Origin of the sequence: Mesorhizobium sp. M0618 (assembly GCF_040320765.1) — a bacterium.
Lineage (GTDB): Bacteria > Pseudomonadota > Alphaproteobacteria > Rhizobiales > Rhizobiaceae > Mesorhizobium.
On the sequence record NZ_JAMYQH010000008.1, the window covers coordinates 41,949 to 65,359 of the forward strand.

Annotated in this window: 26 protein-coding genes; 12 read left to right on the forward strand and 14 right to left on the reverse strand. The window is 64.0% G+C overall.

Features of this window, described 5'->3' with window-relative positions:
- Positions 1-26: 26 nt before the first annotated feature.
- The 6 genes from NKJ04_RS10940 to NKJ04_RS10965 all read right to left on the reverse strand — a co-directional run bounded on the left by NKJ04_RS10940 (position 27) and on the right by NKJ04_RS10965 (position 5,932).
- Positions 27-437 carry a GtrA family protein gene (locus NKJ04_RS10940; protein ID WP_352674862.1) on the reverse strand — a complete coding sequence of 137 codons (411 nt, stop codon included), beginning with the start codon at positions 435-437 and terminating at the stop codon, positions 27-29.
- Positions 434-1,243: a ChbG/HpnK family deacetylase gene (locus NKJ04_RS10945; protein WP_352674865.1), complete on the reverse strand. Its 810-nt coding sequence runs from the start codon at positions 1,241-1,243 to the stop codon at positions 434-436. The genes NKJ04_RS10940 and NKJ04_RS10945 overlap by 4 nt, the downstream gene beginning before the upstream one ends.
- The gene (locus tag NKJ04_RS10950; RefSeq protein ID WP_352674867.1) at positions 1,240-2,229 is read right to left on the reverse strand and encodes a glycosyltransferase family 2 protein; all 990 of its coding nucleotides are present in this window, start codon (positions 2,227-2,229) and stop codon (positions 1,240-1,242) included. The genes NKJ04_RS10945 and NKJ04_RS10950 overlap by 4 nt, the downstream gene beginning before the upstream one ends.
- Positions 2,222-3,385, reverse strand: coding sequence for a glycosyltransferase 87 family protein (locus tag NKJ04_RS10955; protein ID WP_023810111.1), 1,164 nt, complete (start codon positions 3,383-3,385; stop codon positions 2,222-2,224). The genes NKJ04_RS10950 and NKJ04_RS10955 overlap by 8 nt, the downstream gene beginning before the upstream one ends.
- A gap of 215 nt (positions 3,386-3,600) precedes the next feature.
- The gene (locus NKJ04_RS10960; RefSeq protein WP_352674870.1) at positions 3,601-4,638 is read right to left on the reverse strand and encodes a zinc-binding dehydrogenase; all 1,038 of its coding nucleotides are present in this window, start codon (positions 4,636-4,638) and stop codon (positions 3,601-3,603) included.
- Positions 4,639-4,690: 52 nt separating this feature from the next.
- The gene (locus NKJ04_RS10965; RefSeq protein ID WP_352674873.1) at positions 4,691-5,932 is read right to left on the reverse strand and encodes an acyl-CoA dehydrogenase family protein; all 1,242 of its coding nucleotides are present in this window, start codon (positions 5,930-5,932) and stop codon (positions 4,691-4,693) included.
- Positions 5,933-6,047: 115 nt separating this feature from the next.
- Here NKJ04_RS10965 and NKJ04_RS10970 point away from each other — a divergent pair, with 115 nt between their 5' ends.
- From NKJ04_RS10970 to NKJ04_RS10990, 5 genes are all read left to right on the forward strand, one after another.
- The gene (locus tag NKJ04_RS10970) at positions 6,048-6,863 is read left to right on the forward strand and encodes an SDR family oxidoreductase (RefSeq protein WP_128303158.1); all 816 of its coding nucleotides are present in this window, start codon (positions 6,048-6,050) and stop codon (positions 6,861-6,863) included.
- Between the two features lie 40 nt (positions 6,864-6,903).
- Entirely contained in the window at positions 6,904-7,389 is a 486-nt protein-coding gene (locus tag NKJ04_RS10975; RefSeq protein ID WP_281040474.1) for a MaoC family dehydratase, read from the forward strand.
- Positions 7,386-8,417, forward strand: a complete 1,032-nt coding sequence (locus NKJ04_RS10980; RefSeq protein WP_352674875.1) for a phosphotransferase family protein — start codon at positions 7,386-7,388, stop codon at positions 8,415-8,417. Before NKJ04_RS10975 ends, NKJ04_RS10980 begins: the two co-directional genes overlap by 4 nt.
- Positions 8,418-8,580: 163 nt before the next feature.
- Positions 8,581-9,219, forward strand: coding sequence for a TetR/AcrR family transcriptional regulator (locus NKJ04_RS10985; protein WP_352674877.1), 639 nt, complete (start codon positions 8,581-8,583; stop codon positions 9,217-9,219).
- A gap of 170 nt (positions 9,220-9,389) precedes the next feature.
- Positions 9,390-9,638 (forward strand): DUF680 domain-containing protein, encoded by a 249-nt coding sequence (locus NKJ04_RS10990; RefSeq protein ID WP_352674879.1) that lies wholly within the window; start codon positions 9,390-9,392, stop codon positions 9,636-9,638.
- Positions 9,639-9,688: 50 nt separating this feature from the next.
- Here the strand turns inward: NKJ04_RS10990 and NKJ04_RS10995 are convergent, their stop codons facing one another.
- The 8 genes from NKJ04_RS10995 to NKJ04_RS11030 form a co-directional block, all read right to left on the reverse strand.
- On the reverse strand, positions 9,689-10,738 hold the full coding sequence (locus tag NKJ04_RS10995) for a Gfo/Idh/MocA family protein (RefSeq protein ID WP_023810119.1): 1,050 nt from the start codon (positions 10,736-10,738) through the stop codon (positions 9,689-9,691).
- Positions 10,739-10,802: 64 nt separating this feature from the next.
- The gene (locus NKJ04_RS11000) at positions 10,803-11,588 is read right to left on the reverse strand and encodes a ThuA domain-containing protein (protein WP_023810120.1); all 786 of its coding nucleotides are present in this window, start codon (positions 11,586-11,588) and stop codon (positions 10,803-10,805) included.
- Between the two features lie 76 nt (positions 11,589-11,664).
- Positions 11,665-11,895: a hypothetical protein gene (locus NKJ04_RS11005; RefSeq protein ID WP_023810121.1), complete on the reverse strand. Its 231-nt coding sequence runs from the start codon at positions 11,893-11,895 to the stop codon at positions 11,665-11,667.
- A gap of 60 nt (positions 11,896-11,955) precedes the next feature.
- Positions 11,956-12,540 carry a sarcosine oxidase subunit gamma gene (locus NKJ04_RS11010; RefSeq protein ID WP_352629510.1) on the reverse strand — a complete coding sequence of 195 codons (585 nt, stop codon included), beginning with the start codon at positions 12,538-12,540 and terminating at the stop codon, positions 11,956-11,958.
- A complete protein-coding gene (locus NKJ04_RS11015; RefSeq protein ID WP_352674881.1) occupies positions 12,533-15,529 on the reverse strand; it encodes a sarcosine oxidase subunit alpha in 2,997 nt (998 codons plus the stop codon). The genes NKJ04_RS11010 and NKJ04_RS11015 overlap by 8 nt, the downstream gene beginning before the upstream one ends.
- Positions 15,526-15,837: a sarcosine oxidase subunit delta gene (locus NKJ04_RS11020; RefSeq protein WP_352629514.1), complete on the reverse strand. Its 312-nt coding sequence runs from the start codon at positions 15,835-15,837 to the stop codon at positions 15,526-15,528. The genes NKJ04_RS11015 and NKJ04_RS11020 overlap by 4 nt, the downstream gene beginning before the upstream one ends.
- An 11-nt stretch (positions 15,838-15,848) precedes the next feature.
- A complete protein-coding gene (locus NKJ04_RS11025; RefSeq protein ID WP_352674883.1) occupies positions 15,849-16,289 on the reverse strand; it encodes a hypothetical protein in 441 nt (146 codons plus the stop codon).
- The gene (locus NKJ04_RS11030) at positions 16,289-17,542 is read right to left on the reverse strand and encodes a sarcosine oxidase subunit beta (RefSeq protein ID WP_352674886.1); all 1,254 of its coding nucleotides are present in this window, start codon (positions 17,540-17,542) and stop codon (positions 16,289-16,291) included. Before NKJ04_RS11030 ends, NKJ04_RS11025 begins: the two co-directional genes overlap by 1 nt.
- Before the next feature lie 269 nt (positions 17,543-17,811).
- Here NKJ04_RS11030 and NKJ04_RS11035 point away from each other — a divergent pair, with 269 nt between their 5' ends.
- The 7 genes from NKJ04_RS11035 to NKJ04_RS11065 all read left to right on the forward strand — a co-directional run bounded on the left by NKJ04_RS11035 (position 17,812) and on the right by NKJ04_RS11065 (position 23,399).
- Positions 17,812-18,570: an SDR family oxidoreductase gene (locus NKJ04_RS11035; RefSeq protein ID WP_352440902.1), complete on the forward strand. Its 759-nt coding sequence runs from the start codon at positions 17,812-17,814 to the stop codon at positions 18,568-18,570.
- A gap of 108 nt (positions 18,571-18,678) precedes the next feature.
- Positions 18,679-19,065: an SET domain-containing protein gene (locus NKJ04_RS11040; RefSeq protein WP_352440901.1), complete on the forward strand. Its 387-nt coding sequence runs from the start codon at positions 18,679-18,681 to the stop codon at positions 19,063-19,065.
- Between the two features lie 177 nt (positions 19,066-19,242).
- Positions 19,243-19,521 carry a 30S ribosomal protein S21 gene (gene rpsU, locus NKJ04_RS11045; RefSeq protein ID WP_023810129.1) on the forward strand — a complete coding sequence of 93 codons (279 nt, stop codon included), beginning with the start codon at positions 19,243-19,245 and terminating at the stop codon, positions 19,519-19,521.
- A gap of 137 nt (positions 19,522-19,658) precedes the next feature.
- Positions 19,659-20,501, forward strand: a complete 843-nt coding sequence (locus NKJ04_RS11050) for a tetratricopeptide repeat protein (RefSeq protein WP_027037653.1) — start codon at positions 19,659-19,661, stop codon at positions 20,499-20,501.
- 202 nt (positions 20,502-20,703) lie between these two features.
- Entirely contained in the window at positions 20,704-21,180 is a 477-nt protein-coding gene (locus NKJ04_RS11055; protein WP_023810131.1) for a DUF992 domain-containing protein, read from the forward strand.
- 92 nt (positions 21,181-21,272) lie between these two features.
- Positions 21,273-21,752, forward strand: a complete 480-nt coding sequence (locus NKJ04_RS11060; RefSeq protein WP_023810132.1) for a DUF992 domain-containing protein — start codon at positions 21,273-21,275, stop codon at positions 21,750-21,752.
- Between the two features lie 210 nt (positions 21,753-21,962).
- Positions 21,963-23,399, forward strand: coding sequence for an MFS transporter (locus tag NKJ04_RS11065; protein ID WP_352674888.1), 1,437 nt, complete (start codon positions 21,963-21,965; stop codon positions 23,397-23,399).
- Positions 23,400-23,411: the final 12 nt, after the last annotated feature.

A 23,411-nucleotide genomic window follows, 5' to 3' on the forward strand; every position in this document is an offset into this window, starting at 1 on the left:
GTATTTCGTAAGAAAAATAATTCCGCCTATCTCAAGAATCGGCCTTCGATCGACCAGCGCGCGGCGAGGAAATTCAGCACCGCCGCCACCACGACGCCGCCGATTTTCGCCGACCACACCCCGATGATGCCGGCGAGCAGCGCGATCGAAAGGCTGGAGACACCGAGCGAAATCAGCGCTCCAAGCGTGGCGAAACGAAGGAACGCGTCATGCAGCCGGATGGCTCGATTGCGCTCGAACGACCACAAGCCGTTCGCCGCGAAGGAAAAGGTGACGGCGACGAACCAGGCAGCGATGTTGGCCGGCACCGGCGCAACCCCGAGCTTGAGCAGCAGGAAGAAGCTGGCAAGGTCGATGGCCGTGTTCGCCAGTCCGACAATGGCGAAGCGGACGATCTTGCTGCCGGCCGAACGCTGGGGCCGATCGGCGTCGCTCATCTCTTGCCGTCCAAGATTTCGACGCCGGCGCGGGCCAGGCTGGCTCCGAACGCGTCCGATGCCAGGGCCGCGAATTCGACCTCGCGCACACCTTGCATCATGTCGCGCGCGCGCAGCGTCTCGTCGACATGGCCGGGATGACACATGAACAGCCCTCGCTCCGGCAACCCTTCGACGGCGGCCTGCAGAACCGCAGCGAACTTTTCGGGTTGCCGCCAGTCATAGATGCCGGCGAGCGGCTGGAAAACGATGAAGCCCGCGCGCTGCATCGAGCGGTTGAACCCGGCGGCGAGCGCGGCAATCGCAGCGACTTTCGCACCCGCGGCCAGCGCCGGGGCGCCGCGCAGGACCGGCATGTCGGCGCCTTCTGGAAAACGCGTGCGCAGCCATGTGCGCACGACGGGAAGGAAATGCACATGCTGATGCCCGTCGACAAAATCGGGGCGGCGGCCAAGCGCCTCGACGAAGCGGTTGTACTGGGCGTCAAGCTCGGCATGGACATGGCGGTCGCCGATGCGGCCGCGCAGAACAGGCAAGGCCAGTGCGCGGAGCGGTGGCAGCCGGCCTTCCGGCGCCAGGGCCGACCGGCCGGTGACGGCCAACTGGTCGGTCAAGGTGAGGTGCAGCCCAACCGCGGCCCGGCCGCACAGCGGTTTTATGCGCTCTGCCTCCTTTGCCCACTCGGGAAAGCCGGTCATGCAGCTGGTGCCGGTCAGGCGCCCCCGATCGAGAAGATCGAGAATCCCGGCGGAAACGCCAGGCGCCAGGCCGTAATCGTCGGCGATCAGGCGAATGCGCCGCGTCATCTGTTCGAAGTGCCCGGCTCCGGCCGGTCGGCGGGGGCCTCGCTGCGCACGACATCGCGCACGAGATAGACCGGCCGATCCTTGCTCTCGCTGAGCGTCACCCAGACATATTCGCCGATCAGGCCAAGCAGGGTCAGGTTGAGGCCGCCGAGCAGAACGACGGCAACCAGCAGGCTGGGGTAGCCCGGAACGGCAATGCCGTAGAAGATCACCTCGAAGAACACCTTGGCGCCATAGACCGCGCCAGCAAGCGCCGCGAGCAGACCGCTGAGGCTGATGAGGCGCAGCGGAATGACGGAGAACGAGGTGAACCCTTCGAGCGAGAAGGCGATGAGGTTGAGCCGGCTCCATTTCGATGTGCCGCTGGCGCGGCCTTCCGGCGAATAGGGCAATGCTTTCTGGCGAAAGCCCGCCCAGGCAAACAGGCCCTTGTTGAAGCGACGCTTGTCACGCAGGCTGGTCAGTGCGCGCGCCACGGCGGCGCGCATGACGCGAAAGTCGCCGGCATTTTCGGGAATGTCGAAACGCTGGCTGCTGTTGATCAGGCTGTAGAAAAGCCGTGCAAGCTGGCTGCGCCGCCAGCTCGCCTCGCGGCGGTCATTCTGGGCATAGACGACATCGATGTCGGGATGGTCCACCAGCTCGGCGATCAGCTTCACGCTGATGTCCAGGGAATGCTGGAGGTCGGCGTCCATGATCAGCACCATGTCGCCGCGCGACTGGTCGAGGCCGGCGAGCACAGCGACTTCCTTGCCGAAATTGCGGCTGAGGCGGACGATCTCCCACGATCCAGTCAGCGCTTGCGAAAATCGTCCGGCGCCGTCGTCACGGCTGCCGTCATCGACCAGGATCTTGTGCACGGTCATGCCGAAGCGCCGTGCCACGGCCGCTTCGAGCTCACCGAGCAGGCGCGCGAAGGCCGATGCCGATGCAGCCTCGTTGAAGAATGGCGCAACGATATCGAGGCTCTGTCGCAACTCAGCCATTCGCGACTCCCGCATTCACCACCTTTTCCCGTGCCTTGGCCCAGAACCACCAGATCAGCGAACCGGCGATAAAAGTGACGGCGACCGGCCGGAACCAGGGGAAGAGGAAATCGTGCACATGGCGCTCCACGCCGCTCAGCCCGGTCACGAACAGCGTCATCGACAGCACCGAGGCGAGGACGCCGCCCCGTTCTTCGCGCCACAACAGGGCGATGGCAAGACCGGCTGGTACCGCGATCATGGCAAAGGTGTTGGGCTCGACGCGCGGGTTGAACACGCACATGTAGAAGGTGGCCGTCAGGAAGATCGCCAGCGCCGCCTTTCCCTGTTCGAGTCTGCGGTCGAACCAGATGACGGCAGAAAGCGTAAGCAGGGCCATGACCATGCGCACGATCGTTGCGCCGAATTCCGGTATCGGCAGCCCTATCGTGGTGAACGGTGCCGTGAAATCGGTGGACACGAAATGGCTGGTGTTCTCGACGGCCATGGAGGTCAGCATCTGGGCGAAGACACGATACTGATCGTTGAGATAGCCGGCGGGAGCAAAAGCGTAAGGCAGTGCGAGCACGAACAGCACCGCCAGCACCAGCACCGGTATCAACCGAAGCCGAAGGGCTCCTACCAACAACAGCATTATGATCGCGGTCGGCTTGGCGATGATGGCGAGCGAAGCCCAGAAGAACGTCTCCGCCCGTCGTCCTTCCAGCGCCGACAATGTGAGAAGCCAGCAAGCGCCGGTCAAAAGGATCGTCGCCTGGCCGTTGCGGATCGCGCCGAGCGCCATCGGCACAGCGAGGAAGAGGCCGAAAGAAAGCAGCCACATCAACTCGTCACCACCGAGCTTGCGCACCTGCCGCATCGCGGCATAGGTCAGCACCGCAAACCCGAGGGAGTGCCACATCACGCCGCCCAGATGCGGACCGAGCTTGACTATTGGAGTGTAGAGCGCGGCGAAGGCCGGCGCGTAGAGATACCCCATCTCGGATTGGGTGTCGTAGAGTGGCAGACCGGCCAGAAGCGCCTCGCTGCCATCTATATAGGCCTTCCATACCGTCCGCGTGTACGGCGACCACAGGACCATGGCAAGAACGACCAGGAACGCTCCGATCCACAGGCCAAACCCCAAACGGTCGAAAACCGGCTTGGAAATCGTCATCAAGGCACCCCACACAATCCCGGAACAGGCTCAGTCCAGCCTGTCCCGGCATTCGATGGCGGCGGCATATCACGGACGCAGCGGCGTGGCATAGGGGGCTTGATGGACCAGGATATCGGCCTGACGGTCCCGCGTCGGCGGATAACCGGCAATCTCTGCCCGCAAAGCCCTCCGAGGCCCCTCCCGTCCAAGCTGCTCGAATCTTTCGAATTGGCCTAAGGCCGGATGAACACCTTGCCGTTCGGCTTGGCCAGTTCCGCTGGCACCCGCGCCATCGCCTCGGCAAGCGGCACCACCGCCGTCACGTCGGTCGACCAGCGCCCATCGGAAAAACGCTTCTGCGCTTCCAGGATCGCCGGGCCGCGGCGATCGCGGAACTGGCGCATCCACTCGCTCAGCCAAAACCCTTCGATATGCTTGTGCTGGAAGATCAGTTGGCCGGGCTCGCGGATAACAGTGTGTTCGGGATCGAGCCGCCCATAGATGATCCAGCGCGAACGCTTCGGCATGACGTCGAAGATGGCGGAAGCCAGCGGCCCGGTCACCGCGTCAAGGAAGATGCGCGGCTGTTCGGCCTTCATCACCTCGCGCAGCGCTGCCTTGAAATCCGGCGCCTTTTCGTTGAGGACGTGCGCCGCGCCGAGCGCTTTCAGCGCCGCGATCTGGTCGTCGCGGCGCACGGTGACGATCGGCCGGAAGCCCTCTCCGCTGGCCAGGCCAATGATCAGCTTGCAGAGCTGGCTGGCGCCGGCGGTCATGACGAAGGCCTTCTCGCCTTCCTCCTTGACGACGTCGAACATGGCGAGCGCGGTGAGCGGGTTGACGATCATCGCCGCCCCATCCTCGTCGCGGACCGTGTCGAGCAGCGGAATGCATGCAGCAGCTTCAGCGACGGCATAGTCGGCCCACGAGCCCCAGTTGGTGACGCCGGTGGCAAAGGCGACGCGCTTGCCGATCAGGCTTTGGGGATAGGTCTCGTCGCCGCTCGCGACGACGATGCCGACGCCCTCGAAGCCGGCCGGCTGTCCCTTGGCGCGCGGCTGGCCGTACTGGCCCTTGACGAAGGCGATGTCGGAGGGGTTGATCGAGGCGAGGCTGACCTTGATCAGCACCCGCGTCGGTCCGGGTGTCGGCACCGCGATGTTGCCCGGCTCGAGATACGGCTCCATCGCCTCCAGCACACTGCCGCTCGGCGTCCTGGTGTAGCCGTCGCCGACCAGCAGCAGCGCCTTCATTTCGGAGGGGACGGCCATTGGAACACTCCGTGCTTGGACTGTCGGCATCGCCAGATGACGATGCCGGCGCTCAGACCTTTTCTTGCGTGTATTTCTTCAGCTCGGTGCGCGCCACCTGACGGCGATGCACGGCGTCCGGCCCGTCGGCAAGGCGCAAGGTCCGCAGATGCGTCCACGACCGCGCCAGCGGCGTATCCTGGCTGATGCCTTGCGCGCCGAACATCTGCACCGCCTCGTCGGTGACCTTGAGCGCGACGCGGGGTGCCACCACCTTGATCTGGCTAATCCAGGGGGCTGCGGCGCGGGCGTCGCCCTGGTCGATCATCCACGCCGCCTTGAGGCAGAGCAGCCGGGCCATTTCGATCTCCATGCGGCATTCGGCGATGATGTCGAAATTGGCGCCGAGCTTTGCCAGCTTCTGGCCGAAGGCCTCGCGGCGCAAGGAACGCTGGCACAGCATCTCGAGCGCCATCTCGGCCTGGCCGATGGCGCGCATGCAATGGTGGATGCGGCCGGGACCGAGCCGCCCTTGCGCGATCTCGAACCCCCTGCCCTCGCCGAGGATCAGGTTCGATGTCGGTACCCGCACATTGTCGAAGCGAAGATGCATGTGGCCGTGCGGCGCGTCGTCATCGCCATAAACCTGCATGGCCCGGACCTTGGTCACACCCCTTGTGCCTGATGGCACCAGGATCATCGAATGACGGCGGTGCTGCGGCTCGTCATCGCCGCCGGTCCTGACCATGACGATGTAGATGGCGCAGCGCGGATCGCCGGCGCCCGAAGCCCACCATTTCTCGCCGTTGAGCACGTAGTCGTCGCCCTGGCGTTCGCAGCGCATGGCAATGTTGGTGGCATCGGACGACGCGACATCCGGCTCGGTCATCAGATAGGCCGAGCGGATCTTGCCCTCGATCAGCGGTTCCAGCCATTCTTTCTTGTGGTCGGCCGAGCCGTACCGTTCCAGCACCTCCATATTGCCGGTGTCGGGCGCCGAACAGTTGAAGGTCTCGGCGCCGAGATGCGCCTTGCCCATCTCCTCGGCCAGATAGGCATATTCGACGGTGGAAAGGCCGTAGCCGCGTTCCGAACCGGTCAGCCAGAAATTCCACAGGCCGCGCTCTCGTGCGGTCTTTTTCAGCCCTTCGAGGATTTCGCTCTGGCGCGCACTATAGACCCAGCGGTCGCCTGCCTCGCCCACCTCGCCCAGGAATTCCTTGTCGAGCGGCATGATCTCGTCGCGCACCATGGCCGCGACGCGCGCGTGGATCGGCTTCAGCCGCTCGGTCATGCCGAGATTCATCTCCGTCATCGGTCGCTAACCCTTCATACACGCCAGGCATTTTGTCAGTGGCAAGGATGACCGTACTTCGGATAGCCTTGTCAACGCGAACTGTTTGCCCGCATGCCGAGCGCGGAGGATTGTGATGAGCTATCTGGACGAGCTGTTTTCGGTGGCCGGCAAGACCGCGCTGGTGACGGGTGCCGCGACCGGCATAGGCCGCATGGCGGCGACCGCGCTGGTCAGGGCCGGCGCCAGCGTGATGATCGCGTCGCGCAAGAGCGAGGATTGCATCCAGGTCGCCGAAGAGTTGAACGAGCTTGGCGCATCCGGCCGGGCCGAAGGCTTCGCCGGGGACGTTTCCAGCGAAACCGGCATTGCCGCACTCGTTACCGAGGTCAAAGCGCGGACCGGGAAACTGCATATTCTGGTCAACAACGCCGGCGTCTCCTGGGGTGCGCCGCTGGAAAGCTTCCCCTATTCGGCTTGGGCCAAGGTGTTTGGCGTCAATGTCACCGCAGTCTTCCATCTGACCCGCGAATTGCTGCCACTGCTCGACGCTGCCGCCAGCGACGCCGATCCGGCTAGGGTGATCAATCTCGGTTCGGTGATGGGCACGCAGCCGCTGGCCGACGACGCCTATTCCTACACGGCGTCCAAGGCAGCCGTGCATCATCTGACCCGCACCCTTGCGCTCGAGTTCGCCGGCCGCCGCATCACCGTCAATGCCTTCGCTCCCGGCCCCTTCCAGAGCCGGATGACGGCATTCGCCACCAGTACGGATGAGCAGGCCAGGCATGTCGGCAGCCATGTTCCGATCGGCCGTATCGGCGCACCGGATGACATTGCCGGCGCAACGCTCTATTTGTGCAGCCGTGCAGGCAGCTACATCACCGGCGCCATCCTGCCGATCGACGGCGGACAGTCGGTGCAGCACGGGCTGACCTTGTTCAAGGAATGAACATTTTCCGGCCACAGAAGCCGGGGGTGAACTGGAGGACATGAGCGTGGAACCGATCAGTCTCGATGTGCTTGTGGCCAGTGTCGGCAAGGAGGTTGGCGTGTCGCCGTGGCGGGTGGTCACGCAACGCATGATCGATCAGTTCGCCGACGCCACCGACGACCACCAGTTCATCCACTGCGATCCGGAGCGGGCCATGCGCGAAACGCCGTTCGGCGGCACCATCGCGCACGGCTTCCTGTCGCTGTCGCTGTTGTCGGCGATGACTTTCGAGACCATGCCGCCGCTGGAAAACGGCAAGATGGGCGTCAACCACGGCTTCGATTCGCTGCGCTTCCTGGCGCCGGTGAAGACCGGCGCGCGCATCCGCACGCGTTTCGTGCTGGCCGACGTCAAGGTCAGGCCGTCGGGCTGGGTGCAGACCGCGCATGACGTGACGATCGAGATCGAGGGTTCGAAGAAGCCGGCGCTGACCGCGCGCTGGCTGACGCTGACCTTGATAGAACGCCAGCCCGAGACGGCATGAGTGATCCCGTTCTCGACCAGGCAGCGCTTGCGCCTTACCTCGAGGCGAACATACCTGGCTTTTCCGGCCTTGAGGCAGTCGAGAAGTTCAAATCCGGCCAATCGAACCCGACCTACCTTTTGACGGCGGCAAGCGGCCGTTACGTGCTGCGCGCCAAGCCGCCGGGGCAATTGCTGAAATCGGCGCACCAGGTCGACCGAGAATTCAGGGTGATGAGCGCGCTTGCCGGCACCGCCGTGCCTGTGCCTGCCATGCTGCATCTGTCGGCGGAAGACTCGCCCATCGGCCGCATGTTCTATGTGATGGATTTCCTCGACGGCCGCATCTTCTGGGATCCGGCACTGCCGGAGGCTCGCGACAACGATGAACGCGCCGCCATCTACGATGCCATGAACGAAACCCTCGCGGCGCTGCACGAGGTCGATGTCGAAACAGTGGGACTCGGCGATTTCGGCCGGCCGGGCAATTATTTCGAGCGCCAGCTGGCGCGCTGGACGAGCCAGTACCATGCCTCGGAAACCGGCACCGTCGCCGACATGGACCGGCTGATTGCCTGGTTGGAAACGCATATGCCCGCCGATGACGGCCGCGTCTCGCTGGTGCATGGCGATTACCGGTTGGACAATCTGATCTTCGCGCCGGACCGGCCAAAGGTTCTGGCGGTGCTCGACTGGGAACTGTCGACATCGGGCCACCCCTTCGCCGATATCGCCTATCAGTGCATGCAATGGCGGCTGCCGCATAGCTCGGGCTTTCGCGGCCTGGGCGGTGTCGACCGGTCCGCGATCGGCCTGCCTTCCGAAGAAGACTATGTCGCCAGCTACTGCCGGCGGCGCGGACTCACCAGTATCGGCAACTGGACGTTCTTCCTCGCCTTTTCCTTCTTCCGGCTGGCTGCGATCTGCCAAGGCGTCTTCAAGCGGGCGCTGGACGGCAATGCCTCCAATCCGGAAAAAGCCCGGACCTATGGCGAGGCGGTGAAGCTGCTTTCGCGTCTTGCCGCGAAGCTGATCGACAAGGAGGCGTGATGGCCGCTTTGACGGAGCAAAGGTGCTGATCACGGGTGCCGCCAACTTCGACGAGCGTGGGCACGATCCGAAGCATACCGCTTGGGAACTTCCCGTGCCCTTGTCCGTTTCCGTACAGCGTATATAATTTAGCCAGCCACCAACCAACCAAAGGCACCAGATCTTGCCGCAGAGCGTCCAGACACGCCGCGAGAAACAAAAGGCCGAACTGCGCTCCGAACTGGTCGAGGCCGCGCACAAGCTCGTCCAGGAAGAAGGCTATGAAGGCCTGACCATTCGCAAGCTGGCCAAGCGGGTCGGCTATGCCCCGATGTCGGTCTACTCCTACTTCGCCGACAAGCAGGACATCCTGTTCGCTCTGGCCGAGGATGCATTCGAGACACTCGCCCGCCGCATCGAGGGGCATCCATCCGACGATCCGATCGAGGCCTTGCAGGCGGTGATGACCGAATACGCCGCCTTCGGGCTCGGCAATCCCAACGAATACCGCACCGTGTTCATGACCGAAAAGACCAAGCTGCCAGAAGGCTACAACGAAATGGAAGAGAGCAACCCCGCTATGAAGGTGCTGATCAGCAGGGTCGAGGCCTGCGTCGCCGCCGGCAAATTGCAGGGCGACCCGCGCGCCATCGCCACCATGCTGTGGGCGGTCGGACACGGCACGATCTCGCTGCTCATCACCTTTCCTTTTTACCCTTTCGGCGATCCGCAGGCCTTCGTGAAGCGGATGTGCGATTTCACGCTCGCCACGCTCAGCACGCAAAACGTCCCGCCGCTGACCGAGACACAGGTCAACTGCTGAACCCCGTTTCCTTTGGTTTGTGTATCCCCTCCAGACTGGGGGTTTCTTGGTTAACAAAAAATTTATTGTACGCGTACGGTTTTCCTTGAACTTCGCGATCGACGGGCGTATATGTACAGTGTATCGTACATGTACGAGAGAAATTTACCCGTCGAAAACGGAGACTGACAATGAAAAAGACACTCCTCACCCTCGCCGCCGTGCTGGCACTTTCGGGCTCGGCCTTCGCCGCCAACACCACCCACCCCGTCAAGCATGCGCCGGTGGCGGCCTGCGTTGACACCAAGACCAACGTGAAGCTCGATTGCGCTTCGACCGGTTCGGTCGAGAAGAAGGGCGCCACGGAAAATACCGCTGAAGGCAAAGGTCCGCGCCTCGGCATCGACATCAATCCTTGGATCGTGCCGAGCTCGTTCTGATATTTGCAGGACATCACTTCTGGCCGGCACAAGCCGGTCAGGTGGAAACTTCAGCTGACCGAAACCGGCAGCTTCGCCGCTGAACTCTCGAAGGCCGCGTCAATCAGCTTCTGCATGTCGGCGGCACGCCGGAACGACGGATCGCCATTCCGGCCTGTATCCAGCGCATCGGCAAAGCGTCGCGCATTGCGCTTGACACTGGGCAGCGCCAGCGTTCGCCATTGCTGAAGATCGACATCGCCGCCGAGACAGGCCGACAGGTTAGATGCCTTGCCGTCGGTCTCGACCCTGATGGCGCCCTTGGTGCCGTGCAGGGCCAGCGACAAATCGTTGGCGTGGCCGGTCATGTAGCGGCTCGCCGCGATCGTGGCGAGCGCGCCGGAACTGAGCCGGGCCGTCATCGCCACGCTGTCATTGGCATCCAGCAGATAGTCGCCGATGCGCTCGCCCTCGGCCTTCGGAAACGTCACCAGATCGGCGTGGAGGCTGACGATGTCCTGATCGGCGCCATAGGTGGCGAAGTCCAGGATGTGGATGCCGACGTCGCCCAGCACGCCGGTTGAACCGTGCCGGCTGGACAAGCGCCACAGCCATTTGTCCTCGACCCGCCAGTCGCCCCATGACTGGCTGACCAGCCAGCTTTGCCGGTAGCTCGCCTCGACATGGCGCAGCTCGCCGATCTCGCCGGCCAGCACCATGCGCCGCGCTTCATGAATCGCCGGTGAGTTGCGATAGGTCAGGTTGACCATGTTGACCACCCCTGCAGCCTCGGCCGCTTCGGTCATATCAAGCGCGTCGGCGTGGTTCGGCGCCAGCGGCTTTTCGCAAAACACATGCTTTCCCTGGGCAAGCAGCGCCAGCGTCGTCGCCATATGCGCACCATCCGGCGTCGCGTTGATGGCGGCATCGAACTGACCCCAGGCGATCGCCGCCTCCAGGCTCTCGAAAGATTCGCCGATCTTGCTGACGGCGGCAAACGCTGCGGCGCGGCCGGGCACCTGGTCGACACAGGCGACGATGCTGCAGCCCGGGATCTCGGCAAACTCCTCGACATGATGCCCGGCGATACCGCCGGTGCCGAGCAGAAGAATTCGGTGCATTAGCCCCAAGCCCCAATCAACTCACGCCTTAAGCAATTCAGGCCCCGATCAGCTCAGGCCCGAATCAACTCAGGCCCTTGTCGCCGTCGGCATGCAGGCGCAGCCCCTTCTGCACGATCTTCTCCTTGGCCGCATCCGTCGGCACGTTCGGCGCGTTGGTGATGCCGGACCAGGCCGGCGCCGGGTTGTGCGCCCAATGGACGGCGTTGCGCAGCACCTGCTGCACGCCCTCATTGTGATAGATCGGATAGGTCTCGTGGCCGGGCGAGAAGTAGAAGATCCGTCCTGCACCGCGCTGGTAGGTCAGCCCGGATCGGAACACCTCACCACCCTCGTACCAGGAGACGAACACCGTCTCGAGCGGCTCCGGCACGGCGAACGGCTCGCCATACATTTCCGTCTCGCCGATCTCCAGGCACTCGCCGATGCCTTGCGCGATCGGGTGGCCGCGGTTGATCGCCCAGACGCGCTCGCGCTCGCCCGCCTCGCGCCATTTCAGCGAACAGGGCGTGCCCATCAGCCGCTTGAATATCTTCGAGTAGTGGCCGGAATGGAGCACGATCAGGCCCATCCCTTCCCAGACCCGCTTCTGCACCCGCTCGACGATATCGTCCTTGACCTCGCCATGCGCCGCGTGGCCCCACCACAAAAGCACGTCGGTGGCCGCCAGGCGCTTCTCGCTCAGGCCATGTTCGGGTTCCTGCAAGGTGGCGGTGGTCGCCTCGATGCCCTTGTCCTGGTTGAGGGCGGCGGCAATGGTGCCGTGCATCCCCAAGGGATAGAGGTCGCGCACGGCTTCATTGGTCTGCTCGTGGACGTTCTCGCCCCATACGATCGCTTTTGTCGGCATTTTCATCTCCCAAAGCGCTTTAAATAGCATGTCCAAGGGGATTGAGAAGGCCCGATGAGATCTTGCCCGATGGAAACTACGGCTTGCGCCTCTTGCGCCCGGGCACGGTCTTGGCCTTGCCTGGTTTTGCCGGAGCTCCAGGAATGGCCGTTCCAGTGATGGATATCGGATCGCTGGCCGGGAACGTGTCTTCGAGGCCTTCCTCGAGTTCGTCTTCGGCGCTCGGCGCTTCGTGCCGCTCGTGTTCGAGCGAGCGGACAGCCGATGTCTTTATGACCGGCGACTTCGGCGCGGAATTCGACGGCATCGGCATTCTCCCTCGGCGTGCGGATGCAGAACGAGCGTGCCCTGCAAAACGTTCCCGAGTTCAGACCGCCGCGTCGCGCGATCCCTCGGACAGCAAAGTAAAGACATAGTCCGAGAAGGAACGCCAGCATTCGACCCGGAAGGCGTCGTTACCCGTGCGCAGCAGCACGATCTCGGTCTTGCCCAGGATGGTGCGCGACGCTGCTCCCACCGGGAAGGCGTCGAGCGACAGGTCCTGCGGGCAGCCCGCATTGATGGTCGCCGCCGCTCCGGCACCCGTCACTGATATCGCGATGTTGCGATGCGAGACGCCGACCGCCGAATGCAGCGCGGATACTTTGGCGCAATCGGCGAGCGGATCGTTGTCGGCCTCATCGATGACCAGCCATTCGTCGGGGCCGAGCCACAGAGCGGTGCGCCCGCCGTTCGCGGCAGCGGTTTTCGGCTTGTTCGGCAAGGTCACGCCGAGCGCCTTTGAAAGCGCTGCGACCGAAGCCTCCGGCGCCCGTAATGAAACGCGCTCGGCCGGCGGCAGCACCTCGACCTTGACGCTGGCGGCAGTGGTGCTGCGCCCAGCCAGCGCCGGACGGCGTTCGACCGAAGGCGATGCAGCCGGAGCCGTCTTTCTTGCAGCGGCCTTAGCCATTGAGGCGCCCTCCCGTCTCGTCGAAGAACACCATGCCGGTAACCTCCACTTCGATCACCCCGTTCGGCATCGGCACATAGAGGGTCTCGCCCATCCGGTCGCGGCCGCCGGCGACCAGCGCCAGAGCGATCGAGCGGCCGCAATTTTCCGACCAGTAGCTCGAGGTGACATGGCCGATCATCTTCATCGGGATCGCCTGCTTCGGGTCCTCGACGATCTGCGCGCCCTCTTCCAGCACCACCTTGGGATCCCTGGTCTTCAGGCCGACCAATTGCTTGCGGCCCTTGGCAACGAGATCCGGCCGCGTCAAACCCCTGATACCGACGAAATCGGTTTTCTTCTTGCCGACCGCCCAATCGAGGCCGGCGTCGTTCGGCGTTACCGTGCCGTCGGTGTCCTGGCCGACGATGATGTAGCCCTTTTCGGCGCGCAGCACGTGCATCGCCTCGGTGCCATAAGCAGCCGCACCATGCTTCTGGCCTTCGGCCCACAGCGCTTCCCAGACCGCCTGGCCATAGTCGGCCGGCACGTTCACCTCGAAGCCGCGCTCGCCGGTGAACGACATGCGGAACAGCCGCGTCGGCACGCCGCAGATCTTGCCTTCGCGCACCGACATGTGCGGCAGCGCCTCGTCCGACATGTCGATGCCTTCGAGCAGCGGCGCGATGATGTCGCGCGACTTGGGTCCCTGCACCGCGATAACAGCCCATTGCTCGGTGATCGAGGTCAGCCAGACATTGAGATGCGGGAACTCGGTCTGGAGATAGTCCTCCATATGGTTCATGACGCGCGGCGCGCCGCCGGTCGTCGTCGTCACGTGGAAACGGTCGGGGGCCAGCCTGCCGACGACGCCGTCATCATAGATGAACCCGTCCTCGCGCAGCATGATGCCGTAGCGGCAGCGGCCGGGCTCCAGCTTCTCCCATGGGTTGGTGTAGAGCAGCTCCATGAATTTGGCCGCGTCCGGCCCGACCACTTCGATCTTGCCCAGCGTCGAGGCATCGAACAGGCCAGCCGTCTTGCGCACGGCGACGCATTCGCGGTCGACCGCCGCGTGCATGTCCTCGCCCGCCTTGGGGAAATACCAGGCGCGCTTCCACTGGCCGACATCCTCGAACACGGCACCTTGCGCCTCGGCCCAGGGATGGATCGCGGTTCTGCGTGTCGGGTCGAACAGCGGACCTCGCGCATGGCTGACGATCGCGCCGAAGGTGACCGGCGTATAGGGCGCCCGGAACGTGGTCAGGCCGACTTCCGGGATCGGCTTGCCCAGCGTCTCGGCGGCAATCGCCAAGCCGTGCATGTTGGAGGTTTTGCCCTGGTCGGTCGCCATGCCGTTGGTGGTGAAGCGCTTGACGTGCTCGATCGAGCGCATGCCTTCGTGCACCGCCTGGCGGATGTCCTTGGCGGTGACGTCGTTCTGGAAATCGACGAAGGCCTTCACCGTCGTATCCGACCCGGCGCCGGGCGCTGCACCCAGCATGCCGCGCGACCAGCTCTCCGAGGCGTCTACCTTCGGCTTGCTGCCCTTGGCGGTTTTGGCACCCGCATCCCTGGCCGCCTTGGCGCCTGCCGCATAGGCCTCATCGACCGTCGCAGACAGCCCGTCGGTGCCGTTGCAGGCGCCGACCGAGACGCAGTCCTGCGCATAGATGCCCGGCACGAAGCGCTTGGTCTCGTCGTTGAAGGCGACCTTGCCGCGCGACTGCGAGAACAGATGCACCGACGGCGTCCAGCCGGCCGACATCAGGATCGCATCGACCGGGATGGTGCGTTCGCCGCCGCCATTCTTCGGCTGCACGGTCATCGACGAGACCCTGAGCTTGCCGCCGGCGCGGATCACCGCGCGGCCGAAATTGACCTCGATGCCGAGCGCCCTCGCCTCGTCGATCACCGGTCCGGTCGGATTGTCGCGCAGATCGACGATCGCCGCCACGTTGACGCCGGCTTTCTTCAGGTCGATCGCCGCTGCATAGGCGGAATCATTGGCGGTGTAGACGCCGACATTCCTGCCGACGGCGACGCCATAGTGGTTGAGATAGGTGCGCGCGGCACCCGCCAGCATGATGCCGGGCCGGTCATTGTCGGCAAACACCATGTGGCGCTCGATCGCACCGGAGGCCAGCACCACGCGCTTGGCCCGGACCTGCCAAAGCCGCTCGCGCGCCAGATCGTGACCGGGGGTCCTCAGATGTTCGCTGACACGCTCGACCAGCCCGATAAAATTCTGCGCATAGTAGCCGAACGCCGTCGTGCGCGACAGCACGCGGACATTGTCCATCGCGGCGAGCTTCGCCACGGCAGCTTGCGCCCAGGCAAAACCGTCCTGGCCGTCGATTTTCGCGCCGCTCTCGAAACGCAGGCTGCCGCCGAACTCGGCCTGCTCGTCGGCGAGGATGACGCGCACGCCGGTCTCGGCCGCCGCAAGCGCTGCCGCGATGCCTGCCGCGCCGCCGCCGAGCACCAGCACGTCGCAATGCGCATAGCGCGATGAATAATGGTCGGGATCCGGCTGGTCCGGGGAAACGCCAAGACCGGCCGCGGCGCGGATCTTTGGCTCGTAGAGCGTCTTCCACGCCGCTTTCGGCCACATGAAGGTCTTGTAGTAGAAGCCGGCCGAAAGCAGCGGCGAGGCGATATCGCTGACCGCACCGAGGTCGAAGGACAGTGACGGCCAGCGGTTCTGCGACTGCGCATCAAGCCCGTCATAGAGCTCCTGCAAGGTCGCCCGCACGTTCGGCGTCTTGCGTGCCGCGTCGCGCCTGATTTCGACCAGGGCGTTCGGCTCCTCGGCGCCCGCCGACAGGATGCCGCGCGGACGGTGGTACTTGAACGAACGGCCGACGAGATGGACGCCATTGGCGAGCAGCGCCGAGGCCAGCGTGTCGCCCTCGATGCCGGCATAGGACTGGCCATCGAAGCTGAACCGCGCGGTCTTGGCTTGGCTGAAGCGGCCAGCGCCGGAAATGCGGTAGGACGCGCCGCTCATTTGGCAACCACTTCGTTGGAGTTTTTCGGCAGCTTGGAGGGTTTGGGCTCGCCGGCCTTGTAAGTCATGGCGAATTTGTCGGTGACGGTGTCGCGTACGGCATTGAAGAAGCGCGCACAGCCATGCATGTGCCGCCAGCGCTCATAAATGATGCCCTTGGGGTTGGAGCGGATGAAGAAGAACTTTTCAAAATCGTCGTCGCTCTCGCCGGCCATATTGGCCGAGCGCGCGATGTGCGCCTCGCCAGCGTTGCGGAACTCGAGTTCCGGACGCTCTTCCTCGCAATAGGGGCAGCGGATGAGAAGCATTGTCCTGGTTCCTACAATTCGCCGTGGCCGACGCGGGCGCCCGCCGGTTGATCGCAAAGCTTCTGTCCCAAAGTCGCGAACGGTGCGACGAGCCGGATGCGCTCTTCCACGCTTGCAGCGGGACGAAACAGATCGCGGGACGCCATGTTGCCGAGGGTGAGCTGTATCGGATCGGTGGTGACGATGACTTGACGCGGCTGGAATGTCTCGGCCTCGTCTAAATCGGAAGGCCTGTTTTCGAAGAAGACAACCACCCTCTGGCCGCCGCTCCAGACGCAGGCCAGCGTGCCGTCATCGACCGAAAACGGCCAGACGGTTTCGTTGCCGGTGCGGCTGATCGGCTGCGTGCGCACTTCGTCCGCCGACGGAAAATGGAACATGCCCCGTTCCCCCGCCAGCACTTGTTCCCCCGCCAGCATCAGCGGCATCGCGACAGCCATCTGCGCCATCATCAGTGCGCCACCGCCGCCGCCGCCGCCTCGTCGATGAGCCGGCCGGTGCGGAAGCGCTCGATGGTGAAAGGCGCGTTGATCGGATGCGGATCGTCTTTGGCGATCGTATGGGCAAAGACATGGCCCGAACCCGGCGTCGCCTTGAAGCCGCCCGTGCCCCAGCCGCAATTGACATAGAGGCCGGGCACCGGCGTCTTGGCCAGGATCGGCGAGCGGTCGGGCGTGACGTCGACGATGCCGCCCCACGAGCGTAGCATCTTCATGCGCGTGAAGATCGGGAACATCTCGCAGATGGCGTCCAGCGTATGCTGCAATATGTGCAGCCCGCCGGTCTGCGAGTAGGAGACATACTGGTCGGTGCCGGCGCCGATCACCAACTCGCCCTTGTCGGACTGCGAGATATAGGCGTGTACCGTGTTCGACATCACCACGCAGGGCACCACCGGCTTAACCGGTTCCGACACCAGCGCTTGCAGCGGATAGCTTTCCAGCGGCATGCGCACGCCGGCCATGTTCATGATGACGGAGGAATGACCGGCGGCAACGACGCCCACCTTCTTGGCGCCGATGAAGCCGCGCGTCGTGTCGACGCCCATCACCGCGCCGTTGGGCGCCCGCTTGACCCCGGTCACCTCGCAATTCTGGATGATGTGGACGCCGCGCGCGGAGGCGCCGCGCGCATAGCCCCAGGCAACGGCGTCATGACGGGCCGTGCCGCCGCGCCGCTGCAGCGACGCACCGACCACCGGATAGCGCGCCTCCTTGGAGGTGTTGAGCGGTGGGCAGAATTCCTTCGCCTGCTCCGGCGTCAGCCACTCATTGTCGATGCCGTTCAGCCGGTTGGCGTGAACGTGACGCTTCAGCACCTGCACGTCGTGCACATTGTGCGCGAGCATCATGACGCCGCGCGCCGAATACATGACGTTGTAGTTGAGTTCCTGGCTGAGCCCGTCCCACAGCTTCAGCGCGTGGTCGTAGATGCCGGCGCTCTCGTCATAGAGATAGTTGGAGCGGATGATGGTGGTGTTGCGGCCGGTGTTGCCGCCGCCGAGCCAACCCTTTTCCAACACCGCGACATTGGTGATGCCGTGCACCGTGGCGAGGTAATAGGCGGTGGCCAGGCCATGGCCGCCGGCGCCGACGATGATGACGTCGTATTCTTTCCTGGGCTCAGGCGAGGACCACTGTTCCTCCCAGCCCTTGTGGCCGCGCATGGCTTCCCGGGCGATGGCGAATACCGAATATTTCTTCAACGTCCCAACCTCGCCCCAAAAAGGCTTCGCGAATGGCGGCCGGCGTTCATTCGGTCCCGGCGCGCGAGGTGTATCACTAGCGAAACAGCGCTTCCACCCTTGCGCTGTTTGCGACGGCGCTTGCCGTTTTGCGCCGTGGTGAAAAAGACGCATCCGGTGCGTCGGCGCTTTCCAGCATCTTCGCACGTATCGGGTGGCTCGCCTTGCCTCGATCTGCGACCAAGCACCCCAACTGCCGGTCAGGCCGGCGCGAAGAAAAGGATGCAAAAATGTTCGCACTCGCAAACAAGATCGCCATCGTCACCGGCGCCAGTTCCGGCATCGGCCGGGCCTCGGCAAAACTCTTTGCCGAGGAAGGCGCCAAGGTCATCGTCGCCGCCCGCCGTCAGGCCGAGCTCGATACGCTCGTCGCCGAGATAGAAGACAATGATGGCGCGGCCATCGCGCTTGCCGGCGATGTCAGGGACGAAGCCTATGCGAAGGCCCTTGTCGATCTGGCGGTCGAAAAGTTCGGCGGGCTCGACATCGCCTTCAACAATGCCGGCGCTGTCGGCCGGATGGGGCCGATTTCGGACCTGCCGCTGGAGGGATGGCGCGAGACGCTCGACACCAATCTCACCAGCGCGTTTCTCGGCGCCAAATACCAGGTGCCGGCAATGATCGAGCGCGGCGGCGGTTCGCTGATCTTCACCTCCACCTTCGTTGGTCACACAGTCGGCATGCCCGGCATGACTAGTTATGCCGCGAGCAAGGCCGGCCTGATCGGACTGACACAGGTGCTGGCCGCCGAATACGGCCCGAAAGGCGTGCGGGTCAACGCGCTGCTGCCCGGCGGCACCGACACACCGGCGGCAACCTTCAAGACCCCGGAATCACGGGTTTTCGTCGAAGGCCTGCATGCTTTGAAGCGTATCGCGATGCCGGAGGAGATTGCCCGCTCGGCGCTCTATCTCGCCTCCGACGCCTCGAGCTTCACCACCGGAGCGGCTCTGTTTGCCGATGGCGGCGTGTCGATCAACCGGACGTGAAGATTCCAGCGGCGGGACGCATGCTCATAACCGCCAGGCAAACGGCCGCTCTTGATTTTTCGCCGCGATTTGGCGATTCCGTTTATGTCCAAAAGCGGGTCTGGAACCATGATGCTGATCAGAACCTATGTGACTGCGAGTGCGATCGAAGGTGTCGGCGTGTTCGCCGCGGAGCCGATCAGGAAAGGCGCTTCGATCTGGCGGCTCGATCCGGATTTCGACCGGCTGATCCCCATGGACAAATACGAGACGGCACCCCCGCATCTCAGGGAGCTGCTCGACCGCTATGCCTATCCGAGCCCGGACCGGCCAGGTTTCCTGGTCTATGAAGTCGACAATGGCCGCTTCATGAACCATTCCAGCAATCCGAATACGGATTTTTCGCAATATGGCGGGGCCACCGCGACCCGCGACATCGCCGTGGGCGAGGAGATCACCTGCGACTACGGCGAGTTCTTCGAGGATTTCGAGCTGCTGCACCTCGCGACGGCCTAGTCGGCTCCTTATATCTAGGCAAACAGACGGCGGCTGGCCCCGCAAATTCATTTCCGCTGTGGACAGCGCGGCATGATTCTGCTATCAGCCGCCACAATTCGTGGTGTAAACCGCCGCGGAGGCTAGTGGCTATGGCCGCTTGCCTGTTGATATCAAACCCGAAAGACAGGATTGCCCGTGCAGGTACTCGTCCGCGACAATAACGTTGATCAGGCGCTTCGCGCTCTCAAGAAGAAGATGCAGCGCGAAGGCATTTTCCGTGAAATGAAGATGCGCGGTCACTACGAGAAGCCGTCCGAGAAGCGCGCCCGCGAAAAGGCTGAAGCCGTTCGCCGCGCCCGCAAGCTGGCCCGCAAGCGCGCCCAGCGCGAAGGCCTGCTGCCGATGACGCCGCGCCCGGTCGCTGCTGGCGCCGCCGGCGGTGCAGGTGGCGCTCCGCGTCCGCCGCGGTTCTAACGCCAATTTTTCGTCCTTTTCGAAGGATATCAGAGGTGGCGCGATGTGGAATCGCCGCCACCTTTTTGTTTGATGTGACCGGTCCGGAGGGGGAGCCGGACCTGAACGACGCGGCTTGAAGTGAGGACAGGGCAGACATGAACGCAACAAGCGTGGAGCGCGGGACCGCATTGCGTGGTTTCGCCCTGACAGCAGCCCTGCTCTCCGGACTGGCGCTTGCCGGCTGCCAAACGGCAGGCCCGACCGGTGAATTCAACAACATCGACAAGGCGCAAGGGTCGAGCGAGAACATTTCCTCGCTGTCGGGGGTCATCCAGCGCAATCCCCAGGATCCCGAAGGCTACAATGTGCGCGGCTCGGCCTATGGCCGTGGCGGTCAGTACCAGGCGGCGCTCAAGGATTTCAATCAAGCCATCCAGCTCAATCCGAATTTCTTCCAGGCCTATTCGAATCGCGCGCTCATCCAGCGCTTCCTCGGCAACCAGGAAGCCGCGCTGGCGGACTACAACCGTTCGATCCAGATCAACTCGAACTATGACGCCGCCTATATCGGCCGCGGCAATCTCTACCGCAAGGCGGGTCGCACCCAGGACGCCTTCAACGACTTTCAGAAGGCGATCCAGCTCGATACGACCGACGCGCGCGCCTACCACAATCGAGGCCTGATCTATCAGAGCCAGGGCCAGCACAAATTCGCCATCGAGGACTTCTCGACCGCCATCTCGCTGGCGCCGGACGCCGCCGAACCCTACAATGGCCGCGGCCTCTCCTATCTGGCGACCAACGACGAAGACAATGCCTTCTCCGATTTCAACATGGCGATCAAGCTCGACGGCAGGAATGCCGAGGCCTGGTCCAACCAGGCGCTGATCTATGAGCGGCGCGGCGACAAGGCGAAGGCCGCGAAATCCTATAAGGAAGCCGTTCGCCTCGACCCTACCTACCAGCCGGCCAAGGATGGCCTCGCCCGCGTCAGCTGATCTCGGTTTCGGCTTCCCATACAAATCCGCATGACATCCAAGTGCTGCGGGATTCTTTGCGTGTCCGAAAGGACGCACTTCGCAACCGCGCATTAACCCCGGCAGGAGGCTTTCGGCCCCTGCCTTGATCGCGCCAAGTTTTCGGCGGAACGGTCTACCCACCCAAGCCGTTGTTGAAAGTATTTTGCGAAAGGACCCTCCCATGATCAAGAAACTCGCCTGCGCCGCTGCCCTCGCCACGACGATGTTCGCGGTGGCTCCGGCCAGCGCCGGCAAGCTGCAACTCGGCACGCTCGATTGCACCATCGACGGCGGCACCGCTTATATCGTCGCTTCCAACAAGGGCGTGTCCTGTGTCTTCCGGCCTCATCATCACGGGCCGTCCGAGATTTACACAGGCGTCATCTCCAAGATCGGCCTCGATGTCGGCCAGACGCATCAGGGCCAGCTCGTCTGGGCCGTGCTGGCTGCGACCCGGGACCGTGACGGAGGCGATCTCGCCGGCAGCTACTACGGTGTCAACGCCGAAGCGAGCGTGGTGACCGGCGGCGGCGCCAATCTGCTGGTTGGCGGCCTGGACAGCGCCTTCATGCTGGAGCCGCTCAGCGTCCAGGCGCAGACCGGCGTCAACCTTGCCGTGGCCGTGACCTCGCTCCAGCTGATCCACTCATTCAAGTGATTGCATGGAGCCGTGCGCTCCATGACCCCTCACCCGCGGCGCGGAACCAGATAGGATGGTTTCGCGCCGTTTGATTTTGGAGGGGAACCATCATGCTGAAGACAGCCATAGCTGCCGCCATGTTCACCACGCTATCCGGAGCGGTGCAGGCGCAGGACCGAGGCATGGAAGTCGGTACGCTTGACTGCGCCATAGGCGGCGGCACCGGCTTCATCTTCGGCTCGAGCAAGGATCTGAGCTGCACCTTTAACCCCGCCGACAAAAGCTTCGCGCCGGAAGCCTATTTCGGCGCTGTCAACAAATACGGCCTCGACATCGGCACGACGAAGCAGACGGTCATGCAGTGGATCGTGCTGACGCCGCTGAAGAACATCTATGCGCCGGGTGCGCTGGCCGGCGACTACATCGGCGCCAGCGCGGAGGTGACGGCCGCCGTCGGCGCCGGCGCCAATCTGCTGGTCGGCGGCTCCTCTCAGGCCTTCACCTTGCAGCCGCTCAGCTTGCAGACGCAGACCGGCATGAACCTCGCGATCGGCGTCAGCCAATTCCAGCTGCGCAGCACCGAGAACTGATCGCGCAACGAACCCGCAACCGGAAAGGCTGCCGCGCGAACGATCTTCAAAAAAACCGCTTGAGCTCAACCCCGGTTGAGGTTTTACAAGCCTGCCCCGAACGCCACAACGCCTCGATCCGGCGCTGTCGATTCGCATGGTCCTGCCGGAAACCCGTACTGGCTTCTGGCGTGCTGCGCTGGCGTCGAGATATGCAAGACAGGGGTGGAAATGACCGAGATCAGCACGAACAGGGTCGACTGGCGCGTATTGTGGGCAAGCGGCGACCTGGCGCGCTTCTGCTTCATCAGCCTCGGCATCCTGCTGCACGCCACCAACGAAACGATGGTGGCAACGGTGATGCCGGCCATGGTCGGCGAATTGGCGGGCGTACAGCTCGTCGGCTGGTCGCTGGCGATCTACGAACTCGGCGCCATCGTTGCCGGCGCGGCCGCCGGACGACTGGTGAGTTATGTCCCCTTGCGCACCAACATGGTGGTTGCCGCGCTGCTCTACGCAACAGGCGCGCTGATATGCGCCACCTCGCCTTCCATGCAACTGTTCCTCGCCGGCCGCCTGATCGAAGGACTTGGCGGCGGTGCGCTGGTGTCGCTGGCCTTCGTCTCGGTCGAACGACTGTTCTCGCGCGCCATCTGGCCGCAGCTTTTCGGCATCATGTCGGCGATCTGGGGCGTCGCCGCCTTCAGCGGACCATTGCTCGGCGCGATCATGACCGAGCTGTTGTCATGGCGCTGGGCCTTCGGCATCTTCACACTCGGCGGCGCCGCCATGGCGCTGGCAAGCTTCCTCGTGCTCGACACGCCGCAGGCGACGAAACCCAAGACGAGCACGGGCAAGGCGCCGCCCTTCCCGTTCGCGGCCCTTGGCTGCCTTGCCGTCGCCGTGGTGTTGATTGCCTCGGCCGGCGTCGACATCGCCTTGCTGCGCTCTTCGCTGCTGATGGCCTTCGGCCTCATCGGCCTGGTGCTGTTCTTCACCATCGACGCGCTGAAGCCGCGTTCGCGGCTGTTCCCGGCGCGGCTGTTCTCATGGCGCACGCCGGTCGGCGCCGGCATGACCATGGTTGCCGCCTTTTCGGTGGCGACCTGTTCCTTCGGCGTCTACGGGCCGCTGCTGCTGACCAGTCTTCACGACATTCCGCTGCTGACCACCGGCTACATCATCGCCGCCGAATCGATCGCCTGGTCGATCCTGTCGATCCTGGTCGCCAACGCGCCGCCGCGACGCGAGCGGCTGATCATCGTTGGCGGCGCGGTGATGATCGCGGCCGGCATCGCCGGCTTTGCCTACACGATACCGGCGGGCTCCATCCCGCTGATCCTGATGTGCGCCTTGTTGCAGGGCGGCGGCTTCGGCGTCGCCTGGCCCTTCCTGACGCGCGTCATCGTCGCCTCCGCCCCGGAGGGCGAGCAGACCATCGCCTCGGCGGCGGTGCCGACCATGCAACGCATCGGCTATGCCGTGGGCGCCGCACTCGCCGGCATCGTCGCCAACGCCAGCGGCTTTTCGCAAGGTCTGAACCACGACGCGGCGGCGAATGTCGCGTCGTGGTTGTTTCTTGCCTTCGTGCCGCTCGGCATTGTCGGCTGCCTCGCGGCCTTGCGAGTTTCCAGACCGCTTGGCCAGCCACGGGAAGCTATCGGCTAAAACCTGGCCTGC